Origin of the sequence: Zoogloea sp. (assembly GCF_030157465.1) — a bacterium.
In the GTDB taxonomy this organism is placed as follows: Bacteria; Pseudomonadota; Gammaproteobacteria; order Burkholderiales; family Rhodocyclaceae; genus Zoogloea.
On sequence record NZ_JAOAUU010000109.1, the window covers coordinates 25,371 to 44,080 of the forward strand.

Annotated in this window: 25 protein-coding genes; 17 read left to right on the forward strand and 8 right to left on the reverse strand. The window is 59.7% G+C overall.

The window, feature by feature from the left end; all coding sequences use genetic code 11:
* The first annotated feature begins 129 nt into the window (after window positions 1-129).
* Together Q1W26_RS13415 and Q1W26_RS13420 are read left to right on the forward strand one after the other, a co-directional pair.
* Entirely contained in the window at window positions 130-405 is a 276-nt protein-coding gene (locus Q1W26_RS13415) for a helix-hairpin-helix domain-containing protein (RefSeq protein ID WP_300441002.1), read from the forward strand.
* Between the two features lie 112 nt (window positions 406-517).
* The gene (locus tag Q1W26_RS13420) at window positions 518-742 is read left to right on the forward strand and encodes a hypothetical protein (protein WP_300441005.1); all 225 of its coding nucleotides are present in this window, start codon (window positions 518-520) and stop codon (window positions 740-742) included.
* Between the two features lie 80 nt (window positions 743-822).
* On the opposite strand, the gene Q1W26_RS13425 is transcribed toward Q1W26_RS13420, so the two are convergent.
* From Q1W26_RS13425 to Q1W26_RS13435, 3 genes are all read right to left on the reverse strand, one after another.
* Complete coding sequence (locus Q1W26_RS13425; RefSeq protein WP_300441007.1) at window positions 823-1,956, reverse strand: alanine--glyoxylate aminotransferase family protein; 1,134 nt, start codon at window positions 1,954-1,956, stop codon at window positions 823-825.
* 54 nt (window positions 1,957-2,010) lie between these two features.
* Window positions 2,011-2,484, reverse strand: a complete 474-nt coding sequence (locus Q1W26_RS13430) for an SRPBCC family protein (protein WP_300441011.1) — start codon at window positions 2,482-2,484, stop codon at window positions 2,011-2,013.
* Window positions 2,485-2,881: 397 nt separating this feature from the next.
* Window positions 2,882-3,151, reverse strand: coding sequence for a hypothetical protein (locus tag Q1W26_RS13435; RefSeq protein ID WP_300441013.1), 270 nt, complete (start codon window positions 3,149-3,151; stop codon window positions 2,882-2,884).
* A gap of 290 nt (window positions 3,152-3,441) precedes the next feature.
* Here Q1W26_RS13435 and earP point away from each other — a divergent pair, with 290 nt between their 5' ends.
* From earP to Q1W26_RS13470, 7 genes are all read left to right on the forward strand, one after another.
* Complete coding sequence (gene earP, locus Q1W26_RS13440; RefSeq protein ID WP_366143677.1) at window positions 3,442-4,587, forward strand: elongation factor P maturation arginine rhamnosyltransferase EarP; 1,146 nt, start codon at window positions 3,442-3,444, stop codon at window positions 4,585-4,587.
* A 58-nt stretch (window positions 4,588-4,645) separates the two neighbouring features.
* Window positions 4,646-5,206, forward strand: coding sequence for an elongation factor P (gene efp / locus Q1W26_RS13445; protein WP_300441018.1), 561 nt, complete (start codon window positions 4,646-4,648; stop codon window positions 5,204-5,206).
* Between the two features lie 168 nt (window positions 5,207-5,374).
* On the forward strand, window positions 5,375-5,746 hold the full coding sequence (locus tag Q1W26_RS13450; RefSeq protein WP_300441021.1) for a hypothetical protein: 372 nt from the start codon (window positions 5,375-5,377) through the stop codon (window positions 5,744-5,746).
* Window positions 5,747-5,925: 179 nt separating this feature from the next.
* Window positions 5,926-6,468, forward strand: coding sequence for a YaeQ family protein (locus Q1W26_RS13455; protein ID WP_300441023.1), 543 nt, complete (start codon window positions 5,926-5,928; stop codon window positions 6,466-6,468).
* A gap of 259 nt (window positions 6,469-6,727) precedes the next feature.
* Window positions 6,728-7,321, forward strand: a complete 594-nt coding sequence (locus tag Q1W26_RS13460; protein ID WP_300441026.1) for a hypothetical protein — start codon at window positions 6,728-6,730, stop codon at window positions 7,319-7,321.
* Window positions 7,322-7,333: 12 nt separating this feature from the next.
* Window positions 7,334-8,299, forward strand: coding sequence for a DUF3365 domain-containing protein (locus Q1W26_RS13465; protein ID WP_300441029.1), 966 nt, complete (start codon window positions 7,334-7,336; stop codon window positions 8,297-8,299).
* An 8-nt stretch (window positions 8,300-8,307) separates the two neighbouring features.
* Window positions 8,308-8,901 (forward strand): hypothetical protein, encoded by a 594-nt coding sequence (locus Q1W26_RS13470; protein ID WP_300441031.1) that lies wholly within the window; start codon window positions 8,308-8,310, stop codon window positions 8,899-8,901.
* Window positions 8,902-8,907: 6 nt separating this feature from the next.
* Here Q1W26_RS13470 and Q1W26_RS13475 read toward each other — a convergent pair whose 3' ends face one another.
* From Q1W26_RS13475 to Q1W26_RS13495, 5 genes are all read right to left on the reverse strand, one after another.
* Window positions 8,908-10,788 (reverse strand): MFS transporter, encoded by a 1,881-nt coding sequence (locus tag Q1W26_RS13475; RefSeq protein WP_300441034.1) that lies wholly within the window; start codon window positions 10,786-10,788, stop codon window positions 8,908-8,910.
* Between the two features lie 64 nt (window positions 10,789-10,852).
* Complete coding sequence (gene rrtA, locus Q1W26_RS13480) at window positions 10,853-11,407, reverse strand: rhombosortase (protein ID WP_300441036.1); 555 nt, start codon at window positions 11,405-11,407, stop codon at window positions 10,853-10,855.
* Window positions 11,397-11,573: a hypothetical protein gene (locus Q1W26_RS13485; RefSeq protein WP_300441038.1), complete on the reverse strand. Its 177-nt coding sequence runs from the start codon at window positions 11,571-11,573 to the stop codon at window positions 11,397-11,399. The genes rrtA and Q1W26_RS13485 overlap by 11 nt, the downstream gene beginning before the upstream one ends.
* A gap of 12 nt (window positions 11,574-11,585) precedes the next feature.
* Window positions 11,586-12,221 (reverse strand): rhombotarget lipoprotein, encoded by a 636-nt coding sequence (gene rhlP, locus Q1W26_RS13490; RefSeq protein ID WP_300441041.1) that lies wholly within the window; start codon window positions 12,219-12,221, stop codon window positions 11,586-11,588.
* A gap of 142 nt (window positions 12,222-12,363) precedes the next feature.
* The gene (locus tag Q1W26_RS13495; RefSeq protein WP_300441044.1) at window positions 12,364-12,675 is read right to left on the reverse strand and encodes a metalloregulator ArsR/SmtB family transcription factor; all 312 of its coding nucleotides are present in this window, start codon (window positions 12,673-12,675) and stop codon (window positions 12,364-12,366) included.
* A gap of 186 nt (window positions 12,676-12,861) precedes the next feature.
* On the opposite strand from Q1W26_RS13495, the gene Q1W26_RS13500 reads away from it, so the two are divergent.
* The 8 genes from Q1W26_RS13500 to atpD all read left to right on the forward strand — a co-directional run.
* The gene (locus tag Q1W26_RS13500) at window positions 12,862-13,203 is read left to right on the forward strand and encodes an ATP synthase subunit I (RefSeq protein WP_300441047.1); all 342 of its coding nucleotides are present in this window, start codon (window positions 12,862-12,864) and stop codon (window positions 13,201-13,203) included.
* 2 nt (window positions 13,204-13,205) lie between these two features.
* On the forward strand, window positions 13,206-14,048 hold the full coding sequence (atpB, locus tag Q1W26_RS13505; RefSeq protein ID WP_300441049.1) for a F0F1 ATP synthase subunit A: 843 nt from the start codon (window positions 13,206-13,208) through the stop codon (window positions 14,046-14,048).
* A 66-nt stretch (window positions 14,049-14,114) separates the two neighbouring features.
* Window positions 14,115-14,360 (forward strand): F0F1 ATP synthase subunit C, encoded by a 246-nt coding sequence (atpE, locus tag Q1W26_RS13510; protein ID WP_079434620.1) that lies wholly within the window; start codon window positions 14,115-14,117, stop codon window positions 14,358-14,360.
* Between the two features lie 35 nt (window positions 14,361-14,395).
* Complete coding sequence (locus tag Q1W26_RS13515) at window positions 14,396-14,869, forward strand: F0F1 ATP synthase subunit B (protein ID WP_300441052.1); 474 nt, start codon at window positions 14,396-14,398, stop codon at window positions 14,867-14,869.
* A gap of 3 nt (window positions 14,870-14,872) precedes the next feature.
* A complete protein-coding gene (locus Q1W26_RS13520) occupies window positions 14,873-15,409 on the forward strand; it encodes a F0F1 ATP synthase subunit delta (protein WP_300441056.1) in 537 nt (178 codons plus the stop codon).
* Between the two features lie 11 nt (window positions 15,410-15,420).
* Window positions 15,421-16,959 (forward strand): F0F1 ATP synthase subunit alpha, encoded by a 1,539-nt coding sequence (gene atpA, locus Q1W26_RS13525; protein WP_300441058.1) that lies wholly within the window; start codon window positions 15,421-15,423, stop codon window positions 16,957-16,959.
* A gap of 21 nt (window positions 16,960-16,980) precedes the next feature.
* Complete coding sequence (gene atpG / locus Q1W26_RS13530; RefSeq protein ID WP_300441060.1) at window positions 16,981-17,850, forward strand: F0F1 ATP synthase subunit gamma; 870 nt, start codon at window positions 16,981-16,983, stop codon at window positions 17,848-17,850.
* Window positions 17,851-17,877: 27 nt separating this feature from the next.
* A partial coding sequence (gene atpD, locus Q1W26_RS13535; protein ID WP_300441063.1) for a F0F1 ATP synthase subunit beta occupies window positions 17,878-18,710 on the forward strand: 833 nt, incomplete at its 3' end.

The following is an 18,710-nucleotide window of genomic DNA, read 5'->3' on the forward strand; positions in this document are numbered from 1 at the left end:
CACTTTTGGTTAGAAAAAAACGGTCTCGAAATGTTGCAGCGCCACCTGAAAAACTTCGCTGCCCCCCCTTGCCAAAGGTGTATTAATTAACAGTAAAATGACAATGTCACTTAACCGGAGCACCCTGTCATGAAACGCATCCTGTCATTCCTCGGCCTGGCCCTGGCCGGCATCAACCTCGCCTATGCCGCGGTGAACATCAACACCGCCACCCCCGGCGAACTCGACGGCGTGAAGGGCATCGGCCCGTCCAAAGCCCAGGCCATCGTCGACTACCGCAGCAAGAACGGCCCGTTCAAAAGCCTCGACGACCTGAAAAACGTGAAGGGTTTCGGCGAAAAGAGCATCACCAAGCTGAAAAGCGAACTGAGCGTTTCCGGCGGCCCCGAAGCAGCAAAGAAATAATCCCGGCGCGTGCGGCAAGGCTCGTCCGGGCCGCCGCACGCATGACGCCAAGCCCAAACCGCGCTAACGTGGCGAAACAGCCTTTCACCGACATTCCCTTCCGGAGAACGCCATGTTCAGCCGCCTGCCCGCCATCGTTACCGGCACCCTGGCCATCCTGCTCACCAGCGCCTGCGGAGTTGCCGACACCGGAAGCAGTGCCGTCACCGCTGCAAAAATCAAGGCGCAGCAAGCCGAACAGGCCCAGGCCGCCAAAGTCGAGATCGAAAAACAGCTCGACGCCGCCCGCGAACAAGCCGAGCAACGCCGAAAAGACATCGAGGCCGCCACCCGCTAAGGGCTGCAGCCTCGAAAAATCCGGATTTGTGCCGGGATAAGCCCCGGATCAACGCAAAACCCGTAAAAAACAGCCAGGAATCAGCGGCGAATCACGGCTTCCAGCGCCGCCAGGCACAGGGCGATGTTGGCCGGACGACTCGAATGCCCCATCAGGCCGATACGCCACACCTTGCCGGCCAAAACGCCGAGGCCGGCACCGATCTCCAGATCGAATTCATTCAGCAGGCGCACCCGTGCCGCAGCCTCATCAACCCCTTCCGGCACCCACACCGTGTTGAGCTGGGGCAGGCGGGCGTCTTCGCGCACCACAAAACTCATCCCCATCGCTTCCAGCCCGGCGCGAAGCCGCAGGTGGTTGTCGCGATGACGCTGCCACGAGGCCTCCAGACCTTCCTCGGCCAGAATCACCAGCGCTTCGTGCAAGCCATAGAGCGGATTGACCGGCGCCGTGTGATGGTAGGTCCGCTTGGCGCCGCTCCAGTAGCCCAACACCAGGCCCAGATCCTGGAACCAGCTCGGGCAGGGCGTCTTGCGCGCCTTGATGCGCGCCACAGCGGCTTCCGAAAAACTCACCGGTGACAGGCCCGGCGTGCACGACAAGCACTTCTGGCTCCCCGAATAGGCCGCATCGATCCCCCATTCGTCGAGCAAAACCGGCACCCCGCCCAGCGAGGTAACACAGTCCATGATCGTCAACGCCCCGTGACGGCGCGCGATGGCAGCCAGCGTTGCCGCGTCCGACAGGGCTCCGGTGGAGGTTTCGGCATGCACGAAGGCAAACAGCTGCGCGTCCGGATTGGCAGCAAAAGCCGCTTCGACCTTGGCCGGATCCACCGGTTCGCCCCAGGCATCCTCGACGATCACCGGCACACCGCCGATGCGCCGCACGTTCTCGGCCATGCGCTGACCAAACACGCCATTGACGCAAACGATGACCTTGTCACCCGGCGTCACAAGGTTCACAAAACAGGTTTCCATGCCCAGCGAACCCGGCCCCGACACCGGAAAAGTCAGCTCGTTGCGGGTCTGGAAAGCATAACGGAGCAGCGTCTTGACTTCATCCATCATGCCGACGAAGGCCGGATCAAGGTGGCCGACGGTAGGCCGGGCCAGCGCCGAAAGCACCCGCGGCGGCACATCGGACGGCCCCGGCCCCATCAGGGTACGCACGGGCGGCTGGAAGGAAGTGATCGCGGGTTTTTCGATGCTCATGGACGTCTCCTCTTTTTTTCCTGAATACACAGCACGCAAGGCCTTCCGTGGCCCTTATTGGGGCCGGCCGGTGGTCGCGATCATGCGGATGATGCGAACCGTATCCACGTCCGACTCCCGGTACGCGGCTTTGACGAACCCTGAAACCTGCATCACGTCTCCCGGCGCCATGCCTTCCGGCAGCGTGGTTTCGTAGGTGAAACGCAGATAGAGGCCCATGGCCTCGGGTTCTTCGAGGCGAATGATCAGTTTGCCTCCAGCGTGCTCGGCGTTGGCTGCCGACTCGAACCGGACCCATTCGTGATGCTCCAGGGTCACCGTATCGCGAATTCTTGCCGTACCGAAGTGAAGCTCGCGCTCGATCTGGCCGGCAGTCCGGGAAAGGATCACGCAACGATCGAGGCCCGGCAAAAACAGCGTGGGCTCATCAACCCGGTGCATCAGACCAGACCAGACCTGCTCGCGACTGAGGATCTCGGCGAGCGGGTTCAGGGGATCGTTGATCTCGATGAGGTGTTCAAAACGCAAAAGCGGCTCCCGAAGTCAGCCGCGGAGTGTATCGGTTCTTTGACACGCTCGTCAGCCTGATCAGGGCCTGATTTAACGAACTTCGTCAAAAAATCAGCCTTGCTGAAAAACAGGCCCAGGCCGTGAAGGCGGCAGAGGTGGTTTGTTATGTTTTTTCTTTTATATATATAAGACTATGTTAACTATGCTCGGACTGTTTCTGTGGATAACCCGATAAAACCTTTTACATTCAATTGCATCCGAGCGGGAAAAAGCTCTGGAAAGAGGGCTTGTTGTGCAGGGGACAAAATGGGGAGGAATTTTTCCGGTCTTCGTGCTTTCCGGTTTGTCCACATTTTTTGCCACCGTTAACAGCCGGCTTGTGCACAGATTCGCCTGAAAGCCGCGATGCCAGGCCTCAGGCCAGGCCTGGCATCGGGTACTTGCGACAAAAATAGGCGTAGGACTTGCGCAAATGCTGTTCGCGACCGACCTGACCCTGTTCGGTCGCGGCAGCAAGCTGGTCGCGGAACATTTCGTGCAGCAACTGAATGCCCCGTTCGCTCCTCAGGAGCCCCCTGGCCATTTCGGTCGCCTCGGCGTCGGACACCCGGGTGGCGTCGTTGACGATCTGGACGGTTTCCCTGTCCAGGTCCATGAAGTCAAGCAGATCGATGATCGAGAGCATCAGAGTTCTTCCTTTGAAAATTCTTGCCAGGGCCGGTAGGCCCGTTACTTTGACTGTGTGAATTGTTAGTTGTTTTTCTTTATATATAAATACTGTTTACGTTAATGCTTTGCCGTTTTCTGTGGATAAGCCCATAAAACTCAAATTTTTCATCTGCTTACCCCGTTCATAAAGTTGTCGGCAAGGCAGGGTTCGAAGTGTGGATCGATTGTTGATGAAATTTCGCCTCGCCTTGCCAGCAGGCTTTGTGCACAATTTGTACGCCCGAGTTTCCCGTTTTGTCCCCAGTCTTGCCATCTACCGCTCCTTGCAGCCCGCGCTGGGATCTTTTTTGCTCCGTTGTGGATAACTTCGGAGACATCGGCGTGTGTTGGCGTCTGGCGCGGCAGCTGGTGCGCGAGCACGGGATTGCAGTGCGTTTGTGGGTCGATGACCTTTTGAGCACGCGCCGCCTGATTCCCTCCCTGAACGTGGAGCTGGCCGTTCAGAGGATCGACGGCGTGGAGATCGTTCACTGGACAGACGCCCCGCGGGCCAGCGATCCCGGCGAGGTGGTGATCGCTGCTTTTGCCTGCGCCCTGCCGGACGCCTTCGTCGAGGAGATGGCCGTGCGAACGCCGCGGCCGGTGTGGATCAATCTCGAATACCTCAGCGCGGAAGTCTGGGTTGCCGGTTGCCACGGCCTGCCTTCGCCCCATCCGCGTCTGCCGCTGACCCAGCATTTTTTCTTTCCCGGGCTGGATGGCGGAACCGGAGGCCTGCTCCGCGAAGCCGATTATGCGGCGCGCCGGGAGGCCTTCTCCAAGGAGCGCTTCCTGACGGCCATCGGCTTGCCGCCAGCCGCTTCCGGCGAGCTGCTCATTTCTTTTTTTTCATATGAAAACAACGGGTTGGACGAAATTGTCGATTGCTGGCAGCGCCATCCCGGGCCGCTCACCTGCCTGGTTCCGGAGGGACGTGTGCTGCCGCCGCTGGCCTCGGCGCTTGGAGTCGACGGCTTGCGTCCAGGTGACGTTGTGGTGCGCGGAGCCCTTACGCTGTGCGTGCTACCCTTCGTCGAACAGGCCCGCTACGACGAATTGCTGTGGGCCTGCGATCTCAATTTCGTGCGCGGGGAAGATTCTTTCGTGCGCGCCCAGTGGGCCGAGCGGCCGTTTGTCTGGCACATCTATGCTCAGGAGGACGCCGCTCACCTGGAAAAACTCGACGCGTTTCTTGCGCGTTACGGGCAGGGACTGGAGGCTGGCGTGGCGCGGGCCCTTGGCGATTTCTGGCGGGCCTGGAATCTGGGCGTCGGCGTGGCCGCCGCGTGGCCGGCTTTCCAGGCGGCTTTGCCGGCGCTGAAAGCGCATGCCCCGGGGTGGTCGGCAAGCGTGCAGGCAGCCGGTGATCTCGCCCAAAATCTGGTGCAATTCTGCAAAGCTGAGATAGAATAATCAGTTACGTATTCTCCGTGGCACGTGCCGCGCAATCTTTCAGCAGGCAGGAAACAGCATGAAAACCGCAATGGAACTCCGCTCCGGCAACGTGATCATGGTGGGCAGCGACGCCCTCGTGGTTCAAAAAGCCGACTACAACAAGTCCGGCCGTAACGCTGCCGTGGTCAAGATGAAGCTCAAGAACCTGCTGACCGGCGCGCCGTCGGAGTCGGTTTACAAGGCTGATGATAAGTTTGAAGTTGTGGTCCTCGATCGCAAGGAAGTGACCTATTCCTACTTTGCCGACCCGATGTACGTGTTCATGGACGCCGACTACGAGCAGTACGAAGTCGAAGCCGAGAACATGACCGACGCGCTGAAGTACCTGATCGACGGCATGCCCTGTGAAGTGGTGTTCTTCAACGGCAAGGCCATCTCCGTCGATCTGCCGACCAGCGTCGTGCGCGAAGTGGAATACACCGAACCGGCCGTCAAGGGCGATACCTCCGGCAAGGTCATGAAGCCCGCGCGCATCGCACCGAGCGGCTTCGAACTGCCTGTTCCCGCCTTCGTGGAAATCGGCGACAAGATCGAAATCGACACCCGTACCGACGAGTATCGCAACCGGGTCAAGTAATTCCGGATCTGCGTACTTCGAAAAAAGGGCCCTTGAGGGCCTTTTTTCTTTTACGGGAAAAGTCATCCTGCAAGCGGGTTGATGCGTTAGGATGGTGTGTGGATGTTCAAATCGAATTTTTTGTACTTTAGAATCCTTTCAAATCAATAACCTGCTGGAGATACCCCGATGAATACCCGTTCCCTCGCCCTTGCTGCCCTGATTGCCCTCAGCCTTGCCGCCTGCTCCAAGAAGGAAGAAGTGCCGGCTCCGGCTCCCGCCCCGGTCGTCGACGCCGCCAAGGAAGCTGCTGCCAAGGCCGAAGAAGCCGCCAAGCAAGCTGCCGAATCCGCCAAGGATGCCGCTGGCGCTGTGAAGGAAGCCGGCAAGGAAGCTGTCGATGCAACCAAGGAAGCTGGCAAGGAAGCCGTTGACGCAACCAAGGATGCCGCCAAGGATGCAGTTGCTGCTGCAAAGGAAGCCGGCAAGGAAGCCGTTTCCGCCACGGCTGATGCCACCAAGGAAGCGGCCGACAAGGCCAAGGCTGCCGTCGGCAAGTAATTTGCTGGCACTGCTGGTAAAACCGGGCCTGTGGCCCGGTTTTTTCTTGGGCGCGGCTGCCGGAAGGGGGCCGCGCCCGGATGTTTTTTGAGTGCCGCTGGCGAGGGTTTGTCCCGGTCCGCGGTAATCCTCGATTTTTGAGATGACAGCGGTTTTTCTGTCGCTGTCCGCGCAAAGCCATGGCCATCAAGTCCACTATTTTTCGCGCCATACTTGGCGTTTCCGACCTTGATCGGGGTTATTACGCCGAGCACAACCTGACGCTTGCGCGTCATCCGTCGGAAACCGACGAGCGGATGATGGTGCGCATCCTGGCCTTTGCGCTCAATGCCGACGAACGTCTGCAGTTTGGCCGGGGGATTTCCACTGACGACGAGCCGGCCCTGTGGCTGAAGGACGATACCGGCCGGATCCTCAAGTGGATCGAGGTCGGCCTGCCCGATGAGCGACTGCTGCGCCGTGCTGCCGGCCGTGCGGATGAGGTCATCCTGCTGACCTACGGCGGCCGGACTGTGGATATCTGGTGGCAGAAGGAGTCTGCCACGCTCTCCAAGCTGAATAACCTGACGGTTTTGTCGCTCGCGGTGGAGGATTCCCGTGCGCTGGCGGCGCTGGCCGAGCGGAACATGACGCTGACCTGCACGGTCCAGGACGGCCAGATCTGGTTTTCTGCCGGCGACACCACCCTCGGAATCACGCTCCGCCAGATTTTTCCGGCCTGAGGCTTTCTAAGCCTTTCGATATACCCAAAAAGGGGCCCTGGAAACGATTCAGTCGTTTTCAGGGCCCCTTTGCCTGCACTGCGTGATATCCGTCACAACCCAAAAAAGTTGTCATGCGGCATTTTCATCACCATTTTGCATAATCTCACAATTCATTTGTCAGATTATTTTTCATGAGTCTGGCACGACATGGGTATGTGCCATCCGACTTCGGATGCACATCGTGTCGACTCACCGAAATGGAAGCAGGGATTTCCCCATGTCGACAGCCGTCCTGTTTGTTACCCGGGATGCCGGAATTGTGCCGCCCGGTATTGCAAAGAATTCAAGGGTGACCGATTCGATCGAGGACGCCCTGAACTTGTGCGCATCCGCGAGTTTCGGCGCCGTCTTTTGCGACGCGGCATCGCTCGCCGATGGAGGCAGCGGCTTCCGTCTCGGGCGTCAGATGCGCCGTAACGGCATCTCCATCCCTTTGTTCCTGATGACAAACTCGATCTTGTCCAGCATGGAGGGCGTGGCGGCAGCGTCGGGCGCCACCGGCTCGATCAGCAGAACCGCGACGGCGATCCTGGAGGCGTTGCGATCGGTTGCCGCCGGGGCCGCGGTGTCGGAGACGGTAGCCAGAATCGACCGGCCGCTTCCCGAGATCGATCTGGTTATCGAGCGGGCGCGGGTTGTGCTCAAAAAATATGCCGGCCCGGTGGCCAGCATGATGATCGACGACGTGCTCGACGAGCTTTATTCAAAGTACCCGAACGGAATTCATGTCGATGTCTTTGTCGATGCCGTGGTGCTCCATGTCGGCAACGGCAAGGCCCGTGCCGATTTTCTCCGTGAACTGCTGGTCTGATTTTCCCTCCCCATGATCGCCTTCAAGAAGCTTCCCCTTTCGTATCAGTTCGCCATCCTGCTTTTCGGCCTGGGGTGTATCGCGGCGCTGAGTGGCTACCTGATCGGTTCCTCGGTCTACGTGAGCGAAACCCGCAACCAGGCCCGTACCGTGGCGGACATGGTGGATAACTTCGGACAGTGGGCAACCCGCTACCGGGGTGTCTGGGTCAAGGATGATCCCCGTGATCCCAGGCTCGAAGTGGGCAGCTTCCTCGAGCGCGAGGCGTCGTCGATACAGGGCGGCGACTCGACCACGGCCCCCAATGTGGCTGCTTTCCATCGCAAGAATCCGGCCCTCGTGCAGCGCGAACTGTCCGATATCACGATGGCTTCGCCGGCCAAGGCAAAATTCCGCATGACGTCCGACCGCTTCATGAACCCCAACAACGCGCCGAGCGAATTCGACAAGGTGGCGATGGGCGTGATCCGCGATTCCGGTGCATCCGAATACAGCGAAGTGCGCGGTGGTCAGCTGCTCTACGCGCGTCGGTTGATTGCCGACAAGGGTTGCCTGAAGTGTCACGGCGCACCGGCTTCGGCACCCGCTGCGGTCACCGCCCTTTATCCCGGGCCGCAGGGCTACGGCTATGAGGAAGGCAAGCTGGCCGGCGTGATCAGCGTAGCGATTCCGCTAGAGTTCAGCTTTACCGGTTTCATCCAGCGTTTTGATGCTCAGGTCTGGGCGGCGCTGGCGGCCGTGGGTCTGGGGGTGGTCGGGCTGTTGGTGTTCATTCGCCAGCAGGTGATTGTTCCGGTGCGCAGCGTACGGGCCTTTGCGCTGGCTGCATCCAGTTCCGAACCGGGCGCCAAGGTCGAAAAGGTGGATTTCATCGAGAGCGAGCACACCTCGGCCAATGAAATCCACGAACTCAACACTGCGGTAAAGGCGATGCATACGTCCATCGACTACCTCTACCGCAAGATGATCAAGCGCTGAGGCGGATCATGGAAACCATCGACCCCATTGCCCTTGCCCGCGTGCTGCTGATCTATGTGCATGTGCTGGCCATTGCCGCTGCCGCCGCTGCTGTCGCTTTTGGAGATTTTGCGATCTTCGCCAGGCAGCGCATCGACAGGAACATGCTCGAAACGGCGTCATGGTTTGCCAGCGTCGCCCTTGCTGCGTTGTGGATCAGCGGGCTGACGGTGATCATCATGGATATCGGCTTCGACCTGCAGCAACTCGCCGACAAGCCCAAGCTGCTGGCCAAGCTGACTGTGGTGATGGTGCTGACCGTCAACAGCCTGGCCCTGCACTGGCTGGCGTTTCCAAGGTTTTACCAGCCGCAGGCGGACGCCCTGCGGGCTGCCACCTTGCCGGCCGTTTTCGGTGCCGTGAGTGCCACGTCGTGGATATACGCGGCCTTTGTCGGTGTAGCCAAGCCCCTTGCGGTGGTTCTTGGCTACAGCGGCTTCATCGGTTTGTTTGCCTTGCTGCTGCTGGGGGCGGTTGCGCTGGCCCTGCTTACCGTGCGCCCCTGTCTCGCCAGCCGCATGGGTTCAGTTCAGGTTTCCGGCGGTAGTGTCGTGGCGGGATAGCGCCGCCTATTTCCAATCCCCACGCAATTCCGCAACCTGCAGCTGCAGGCCCGGGATGCTGACTGTTTCGGGTGCCAGGGCGCTGCCAGCGATGAGCTCGATGCGGCTGAACAGCCCGCGGCGCAGCGGTCGCGAGAGGGCCGGGCCGTCCTTGCGGGAAAACATGCTTCCCCACAGCCCGCGCAGCGCCAGCGGCACGACCGGCACCGGGGTGGCGTCGAGGATGCGGGTGATGCCGGGGCGGAAAGGGCACAGTTCGCCGTCGGCGGTGATCTTGCCTTCCGGAAAAAGTCCCACCAGCTCACCTGCGGCCAGCGCCTTCGAGACCTCCGCGAAAGCCGCTTCCATCATTTTTGGGTCTTCCCTGGCCGGTGCAATGGGAATCGCCCGGCTGTGGCGGAACACGAAGGAGAGCACCGGCCAGCGGAAGATCCGGTGGTCCATCACGAAGCGGATTGGCCGGCGGCAGGCGGCGGCGATCACCAGCGCATCGACAAAGCTCACGTGGTTGCACACGATGACGGCCGGGCCATCCTGCGGAATGTTTTCCATTCCTTCGGTGCGCAGGCGATAAACGCTGTGGATAAGTAGCCAGATGATGAAGCGCAGCAGGAATTCCGGCACCAGCCGGTAAATGTAGAGTGCCACCGCCGCGTTCATCACTGCTGCCAGGCCAAACAGCATCGGAATGCTGAGCCCGGCGCCGAGCAGCGCGCCGGCGGCCAGCGCGCCCGTCACCATGAAAAGCGCGTTCAGGATGTTGTTGGCGGCGATGATCCGCGCCCGGTGGCCGGGGGCAGAGCGGTTCTGCATCATCGCGTAGAGCGGCACGATAAAAAGTCCGCCGAAGACGCCCAGCATCAAAAGCGCCAGCAGCACGCGGACGATGCCCGGCTGGGCAAGGACTGCACCGATGGCCAGCGGCGCGCCGGTCGGCAGCATGGTCGGAGAGGCAAAGGCGATATCCAGCCCGAACAGTGTCAGGCCGATCGATCCGAAGGGCACCAGGCCGATTTCCACCTGGCCGCCGGAAAACTTCTCGCACAGCAAGGAACCCAGCCCGATGCCCACCGTGAAGGTTGCCAGCAGTAGCGTCACCGTGCCCTCACCGCCGCCCAGCACACCTTTGGCGTAGGCCGGAAACTGGGCCAGAAACAGCGCGCCATACAGCCAGAACCAGGAGATTCCCATGATTGCCAGGAATACCGGACGGTTCTGGCGGGCAAAACCGATGTTGCGCCAGGTTTCGGTGAAGGGATTGGGATTGACCTTGAGGCCGGGTTCCGGCGCTGGCGAGGGGGGTACGCCGCGGCTGGTGAGGTAGCCGCAGATGGCGACCACGATGCTGCCGCCGGCGATCCACAGTTCGCCGTTTTCCGCCGCGGCAAGCAGGCCGCCGACCAGCGTGCCGAGCAGGATGGCGACGAACGTGCCTGCTTCCACCAGCGCGTTGCCGCCGACCAGCTCGTTCTCGTGCAGGTGTTGGGGCAGCAGCGCGTATTTCACCGGGCCGAAGAGCGTCGAGTGGCAGCCGAGCAGAAAGAGCGCAAAAAACAGCACGGCCAGGCTGTGAAGCAGAAAGCCGGCCAGCGCGACAGTCATGATGGCGATTTCCAGCACCTTGACGAGGCGGGTCAGGCGGGACTTGTCGTACTTGTCGGCAAGCTGGCCGGCGCTGGCCGAAAACAGGAAAAACGGCAGGATGAAGATGCCCGCAGCCAGGTTGGCGAGCAGTTCCGGCGCGATGCTCGTCCAGCTTGCGGCCTGAAAGGTGAGCAGCACCACCAGGGCGTTCTTGAACAGGTTATCGTTGAAGGCGCCGAGAAACTGGGTCAGGAAAAAAGGGCGGAAACGCCGTTCGCGTAGGAGGTGAAACTGGGAGCTCATGCGGTTTTCCGGTTGAAGAAAGTACGTGTCTCTACGACGTCGGGGGCAAGCAAGCGGCGATGATTCATCGCGGCTTTTCCGTGGTCTGTGAAGCTTGGCAGCGGAAGCCGAGTGCAGCCACCAGCCCGAGGAGGATTCCGCCGAGGTGGGCCTGCCAAGCGACGATGATGCCGTCGGGCAGCAGCGCCGAGGGGCTGGCGGTTGTGGCGTCGAAGATCAGTTTTCCGAGGTAGGCAATGCCCAGAACCCGGCCGATGATGCCGCCTTCGACGGCCGTTCCGACCACCAGCAGCGCTACCAGCCCGGACAGGCCGCGGTAGTGTTCCAGTGCGGGTGCCGCAATCAGAAGAAAAGCCGACAGCAGCGGCGCCGCAACCGGCAGCAGGGCCAGCCAGCGGCGGATCGCCCGGCCCGCAATGATCGCCACGCCGGCGAGCGCAGCCAGGTTGCCGAACAGGTGCAGCGCCGACCAGTGGCAGAACTGGCCGCTCCACAGCCGCCACCATTCGCCCTGGATAATCGCGCTGCGATCGTATTCGACCAGGCTGCCGGGCAATACATTGGAGATGAGCAGAAGTCCGCCACTAACGAGGACGAGCAGGCCTTGATCAGCGCGCACGACGCAGTTGCCACAGGGCAGCCAGCCCGATCAGTCCCAGTCCGGCGAGGCCGCCATCACCGCCGCCACGTCTATCGTAGCCAGGCCGTTCGGTGATGCGGGCCACCTTCTCTTCGGTGACGCGGACCTTGAAGTTTTCCAGCTGTCGGTTGAGTTGGGGAATCAAGTTATCCACAGCCTAGCGGAAGCCTTCGCCGCGGGCCGCGCGGGAGGCCTCGGAGAATTTCACCATCGGCGAACTGCCCTTGATCTGGCTGGTGCCGGGCGCGCGGAACAACAGCTGACGGCTGCTGACGTCGAATACTGCGGCGTCGACGAGGGTATTTACGTCGTACTGGTCGCCATTGACCAGATAGGCGCCGACGATGGTCCAGTAGAGCAGTGACAGCCGGTTGCTGTCGTTGAACTGGACCTGGTCGTAGGAAAGCAGGGCCACCACCTCGACGTTGAACATCCGCGCTGTTTGCTGCAGGTTGTCGAAGCCGCCGCGGGCCCGCAGATAGGGGGTGGGGATGACTTCGATGGCCGAGATGTAGGGCCGGTTAGCAAATGCGGCCCTGACCCGGTTGAGGAGCTGGTTGCGCTCGGCTTCGGTGAGATCGCCGAAGCGCTCGCCAGGAACGAAGGCGATCCCGACCCTTAGCGGCAGGTGCAGTTCCGGCGTGGCGGGTTTGAGCGTCGGCTCTTCGCCCTTCGGATAAAGGTATTCGACAACGCTGCCGCGCTGGACCTTGCTGCCTTGCTCCATCCAGGATGCGCAGCCGCTCAGCAGGAGGGCCGCGCAGAGTGGGGCAGTGAGGGATATCAGCTTCATGGCAGGCTCCTTTGTTGAAGAGGGCTCAGGCTCTTTCGGCCCAGGTCCTGAGGGTGAGATGTCTATCTTGCCGGCCTTCGCCAGCGGCAGACAGGGGGCTTCGAGCACGCCCGAGCTGTCGAACCGCAGGTAGCCGGACAATTCAGAGCACGCGATCGAAATAGGTCGAAACCTTGCCGAAGGCTTCCCGCAGGAAGGCCTTGTTCACGCGGAAGTAGATCTCCTTGCCTTCCCGTTCGGCAATCAGCACATCTGCTTCTCGCAGCACTTTCAGATGGTGGGAAACCGTCGAACGGGCGAGGGTCGAAATCCCGGCGATCTGTCCGACGTTGAGGCGCTCGTCCGGCTCGAAGCTAAGCAGGATGCGCTGTCGGTGTTCATCGCCGAGGGCTGAGAACACTGCGGAGATGTTCCGCCAGGCTTCCGGGAGGGCTCCTGAGTAGTCCTTATTCATATCGATGATGATCGATATGTTTTATGGGACTGTCAATGTTATTCGTCGTGACAGGCTTGTTTCCGGCCTTGTGGGGGCTGCCGGACAAGACGCGGAAGCAATTGACTTGGATGCGGTAAACCCTTAATATCCGCACGTTTTTAGTACGGCGGACGGCGCAATATCCGGCGTGCCACGCAGAGAACCATGATAAAAGCGGTATACCTGCAAATAGGCGCGACAATCCTGGTGGCAATGATCGCGGGATTGGTTATAGGGGAGCGCGGTGCGGTGTCGGCGGCGTTGGGAGGCGCAGCCTGTGTTCTTCCCAATTTTTTGTTCGCCCTGCGCCTGCACGCGGTATCCAAGCGCCCTGCTGCGTCGTACCCGCTAGAGTTTTTTGTTGGCGAGTTCTTCAAGATCGCGTCAACCGTAGGATTGTTGGTGACCGTTCAACTCGTTTATCCAGACGTCCATTGGTTGGCGTTGTTTATCGGGTTGGTCGTGGCGCTAAAGGCGAATTTATTTGCATTTTTGGTGAAGACCTGACCATGAGCACTGGTATCGAAGCACACGGCCCTACCGCGGGCGAATACATTGTCCACCACCTGACCCACCTGACTTCCACCGGTCACGCGCAAACCGCGATCATCGACTGGAGCGTGTGGAACCTCGATACCCTGTTTTTCTCAATCGGTCTCGGCATCGTCACTTTGCTGATACTGATCAAGGCTGCCAGCAAGGCGACATCCGGCGTACCCGGGCGCTTCCAGGCTGCGATCGAAATCCTCGTAGAAATGGTTGCCGACCAGGCAAAGGGCATCGTGCATAGCGCCGAATCCCGCAAGTTTGTTGCTCCTGTCGCCCTTACCGTGTTCTTCTGGATCTTCCTGATGAACTCGATGGACTTCCTCCCGGTCGATCTGCTCCCCAAAATCTGGGCGCTGATTTCCGGCAACGAACATGCCTACCTGCGAGTTGTTCCTACCGCTGATTTGAACGGCACCCTTGGAATGTCAATCGGTGTTCTGCTGATCTGTGTGTACTACAACATCAAGATCAAGGGTTTCGGTGGCTGGATTCACGAACTCTTTACTGCGCCTTTCGGCTCGCACCCCCTTCTGTATCCGATTAATTTCCTGATGCAGATGATCGAATTTCTGGCGAAGACCGTCTCCCACGGCATGCGACTGTTTGGCAACATGTATGCTGGTGAATTGGTATTCATGCTGATTGCACTCATGGGCGGTACGGCCACGGTGTATGGTTTCCTCGGCCACATCGTTGCGGGCTCCATCTGGGCTGTCTTCCACATCCTGATCGTTGCCCTGCAGGCATTCATCTTCATGATGCTGACCCTGGTGTATATCGGTCAGGCGCACGAGAGTCACTAAGTTTTCAAGCTTCAAGCAGTTCGTTTAACAGTTTTAATTTAAATCATCTCAACTAAAGGAGTCGTCATGGAACACGTTCTTGGTTTTGTTGCTCTGGCCGCCGGTCTGATTATCGGTCTGGGTGCTATCGGTGCCTGTATCGGTATTGGCATCATGGGTAGCAAGTACCTTGAAGCATCTGCTCGTCAGCCCGAACTGATGAACGCGCTGCAGACCAAAATGTTCCTGCTGGCCGGTCTGATTGACGCTGCGTTCCTGATCGGCGTTGGTATCGCCATGATGTTTGCGTTCGCCAACCCGTTCAAGATCTAAGTTTCGCGGTTCAACCTGACTAAAGGAAGAGTACCGTGAATCTGAACGCAACCCTGGTAGCCCAGCTCGTTGTGTTCTTCATTCTGGCGTGGGTCACGATGAAGTTCGTGTGGCCCCCCATTGTGAAGGCACTCGATGAGCGCGCGAAGAAGATCGCCGACGGGCTGACGGCTGCGGACAAGGCGAAGAGCGATCTCGCGCATGCAGAGAAAAAAGTCGTCGAAGAAATGCGCAAGGCTCGTGAGTCCGCTACGGACGTACGCGCCGCTGCTGAAAAGCAGGCTGCAGTTTTCGTCGATGAAGCTCGCACCGAAGCCGCCCGAATCATTGCCCAAGCCCGTGAAGCCGCCGAAGCCGAAGCCGGCGTGGCAGCCCAGCGAGCCAAGGAAGCCCTGCGCGATCAGGTCGCCCAACTGGCTGTCGCCGGTGCCGAGAAGATTCTCCGCAAGGAAATCAACGCTCAGGCTCATGCTGACCTGCTGGCCAACCTGAAACAGGAACTTCAATAAGCCATGGCCGAGAACGTCACCATCGCACGCCCCTATGCTGAAGCAGCCTTTCAGCTCGCTTCTGCGGGCAATGCGCTGGGGCCTTGGTCGGAAGCACTAGGTCGGCTGGCACTTGTTGCCGCCGATCCGCAAATGAGGGATTGCATCAGCGATCCCAAGCTCCAGCCGAATCAACTGGCTGGACTTTTCCTTGATGTCGCCGGTGCCGGATTGTCTGCCGAACAGCAGAATTATGTCCGCGTCCTGGTCGATAACGAGCGTCTGCAAGTGCTTCCCGAGATCCGTGACCTGTTCGTTGCTCTCAAGAACGAACATGAAGGCGTCAAGGAGGCGAATATAACCTCCGCCTTCCCGATGGACGATGCCACGCTGAATACACTTGTCGCTGACTTGGAAGCCCGTTTCAAGGCCAAGCTCAACGTCAAGGTCAGCGTTGACCCCGAATTGATTGGTGGGGTCAAGATCGCTGTTGGGGATGAAGTCATCGATGCCTCGGTCCGCGGCAAGCTCGCGAACATGGCCGCCGCGCTAAAGAACTAGGAGCATAAGCTATGCAACTTAACCCCTCTGAAATCAGTGACCTGATCAAGAGTCGGATTCAGAACCTGCAGCTGTCCGCGAATGCCCGCACTGAGGGTACCGTGGTTTCAGTGACCGACGGTATCTGCCGTGTCCACGGCCTTTCCGATGCCATGCAGGGCGAAATGCTGGAATTCCCCGGCAACGTTTTCGGCCTCGCCATGAACCTCGAACGCGACTCCGTCGGCGCCGTGGTTCTGGGTGAATACGAAGGCATCTCCGAAGGCGATACCGTCAAATGTACGGGTCGAATTCTTGAAGTTCCGGTTGGTCCGGAACTGCTTGGTCGTGTTGTGAACTCCCTCGGTCAGCCGATCGACGGCAAAGGTCCGATCAACGCCAAGCTGTCGGAGCCGATCGAAAAGGTCGCTCCGGGCGTTATCTGGCGTAAGTCGGTGTCCCAGCCGGTGCAAACCGGTCTGAAGTCTGTCGATGCCATGGTTCCCGTCGGTCGTGGCCAGCGCGAGCTGATCATTGGCGACCGTCAAACCGGCAAGACCGCCGTCGCCGTTGATGCGATCATCAACCAGAAGGGCGAAGGCGTCCTGTGTATTTACGTTGCTGTCGGCCAGAAGGCTTCGACCGTCGCCAACGTTGTGCGCAAGCTCGAAGAGCACGGCGCGATGGAATACACCATCGTTGTCGCCGCTACCGCTTCCGAATCCGCTGCGATGCAATACATCGCTCCGTATTCCGGTTGCACGATGGGTGAATACTTCCGCGACCGCGGCCAGGATGCCCTGATCGTTTATGACGATCTGACCAAGCAAGCCTGGGCCTACCGTCAGGTTTCCCTGCTGCTGCGTCGTCCCCCGGGCCGTGAAGCCTACCCCGGCGACGTGTTTTACCTGCACTCCCGCCTGCTCGAGCGCGCAGCCCGCGTGTCCGAAGAGTATGTCGAGAAATACACCAACGGTGAAGTCAAGGGCAAGACCGGTTCGCTGACCGCTCTCCCCGTGATCGAAACCCAGGCCGGCGACGTTTCTGCGTTCGTTCCGACCAACGTGATCTCGATTACCGACGGCCAGATCTTCCTGGAAACCGACCTTTTCAACGCTGGTATCCGTCCCGCTATCAACGCCGGTATCTCGGTGTCCCGCGTGGGTGGTGCTGCTCAGACCAAGGTCATCAAAAACCTTGGCGGTGGCGTGCGTCTGGCTCTTGCCCAGTATCGCGAGCTGGCTGCGTTTGCTCAGTTCGCTTCCGATCTGGACGAAGCTACCCGCAAGCAGCTTGAGCGCGGTCGCCTTGTTACCGAACTGATGAAGCAGCCGCAGTACGCGCCGCTCAAGGTTTCGGAAATGGCGATTACGCTGTTCGCGGTCAACAAGGGTGCTTTCGACGATGTTGATGTCAAGCGCGCCCTGGCCTGCGAAACCGCGATGCACCAGTTCGTGAAGACCCGTGCCGCCGATCTTGTTGCCAAGATCGAGTCGACCAAGACTCTCGATGCTGAAGGCGAAAAGCAACTCGCAGTCGCGATCGAAGAGTTCAAGAAGAGCTGGGCGTAACGCAGGCACACGGAGAGCGAAATGGCTAGCGGTAAAGAGATCCGTAACAAGATCAAGAGTGTCCAGAACACTAAAAAGATCACCAAGGCCATGGAGATGGTTGCAGCATCCAAAATGCGGAAGGCTCAAGACCGCATGCGGGCTGCACGTCCCTATGCCGAGAAGATCCGCCGTCTCGCCGCGAATCTGTCTGCAGCCAACATCACCGACTACAAGCATCCGTTCCTTGTAACAAAGGACGATGTCAAGCGTGTTGGGCTGATCGTCGTAACGACCGACAAGGGTCTGTGCGGCGGCCTCAACACCAACACCTTGCGCACCGGGTTGAACGCGCTCAAGGATTGGGAAAGCAAGGGTGTCACCGACATGCGCGTGACCTGTATCGGCAACAAGGGGCTGGGGTTCATGCAGCGCCTGGGTGCCAAGGTCATCTCGCATGTCACCCAGCTCGGGGATACCCCCCATATGGAAAAGCTGATCGGGCCCGTCAAGGTCATGATCGATGCGTTCCAGAATGGAGAGCTGGACGAAGTGCACCTTGTTTACTCACGCTTCATCAACACGATGAAGCAGGAGTCCCAGCTTGAGCAGCTTCTCCCGCTGACCGGCGAGCGTCTCGGTACCCCTGAAGGGAACTGGGACTACCTTTACGAGCCGGATGCGCAGGTGGTGATCGACGAACTCCTGGTGCGCTATGTCGAAGCGCTGGTGTACCAGGCTGTCGCCGAGAACATGGCGTCCGAACAGAGTGCCCGGATGGTGGCGATGAAGGCAGCTTCCGACAACGCAGGAAGCGTGATTGGCGAACTCCAACTGGTCTACAACAAGACCCGTCAGGCCGCGATCACGAAAGAACTGTCAGAAATTGTCGGCGGCGCAGCCGCGGTGTAACGCTTTAACAAGTTTGGGGAAACGACGATGAGTCAAGGAACGATCGTTCAATGCATCGGCGCCGTGGTGGATGTGCAGTTTCCGCGCGACGCGATGCCCAAGATTTACGACGCCCTTGAGCTGGAAGGCGCTGAACTGGTTCTAGAAGTTCAGCAGCAGCTCGGTGATGGCGTTGTGCGTACCATTGCGCTGGGGTCTTCGGACGGCCTGCGTCGTGGCATGCAAGTAACGAATAGCGGCAAGGGTATTGCCGTGCCGGTTGGCCACGGTACCCTTGGCCGGATCATGGATGTGCTGGGTCGTCCCATCGACGAAGCTGGCCCGATCCAGTGCGACGAGCGTCGGACCATTCACCAGAAGGCTCCGAAGTTCGACGAACTGTCCCCGTCTGTGGATCTGCTCGAAACCGGCATCAAGGTTATCGATCTGATCTGCCCGTTCGCCAAGGGCGGCAAGGTGGGTCTGTTCGGTGGCGCCGGTGTGGGCAAGACCGTGAACATGATGGAACTCATCAACAACATCGCCAAGCAGCACAGCGGTTTGTCGGTGTTCGCCGGCGTGGGCGAGCGTACCCGTGAAGGGAACGACTTCTACCACGAGATGAAGGACTCCAACGTTCTCGACAAGGTTGCGATGGTGTTCGGTCAGATGAACGAGCCCCCCGGCAACCGTCTGCGTGTGGCGCTGACCGGCCTGACCATGGCCGAGCGTTTCCGTGACGAAGGTCGTGACATCCTGTTCTTCGTGGATAACATCTACCGTTACACCCTGGCCGGTACTGAAGTTTCCGCGCTGCTGGGTCGTATGCCTTCTGCGGTGGGTTACCAGCCGACGCTGGCCGAAGAAATGGGCCGTCTGCA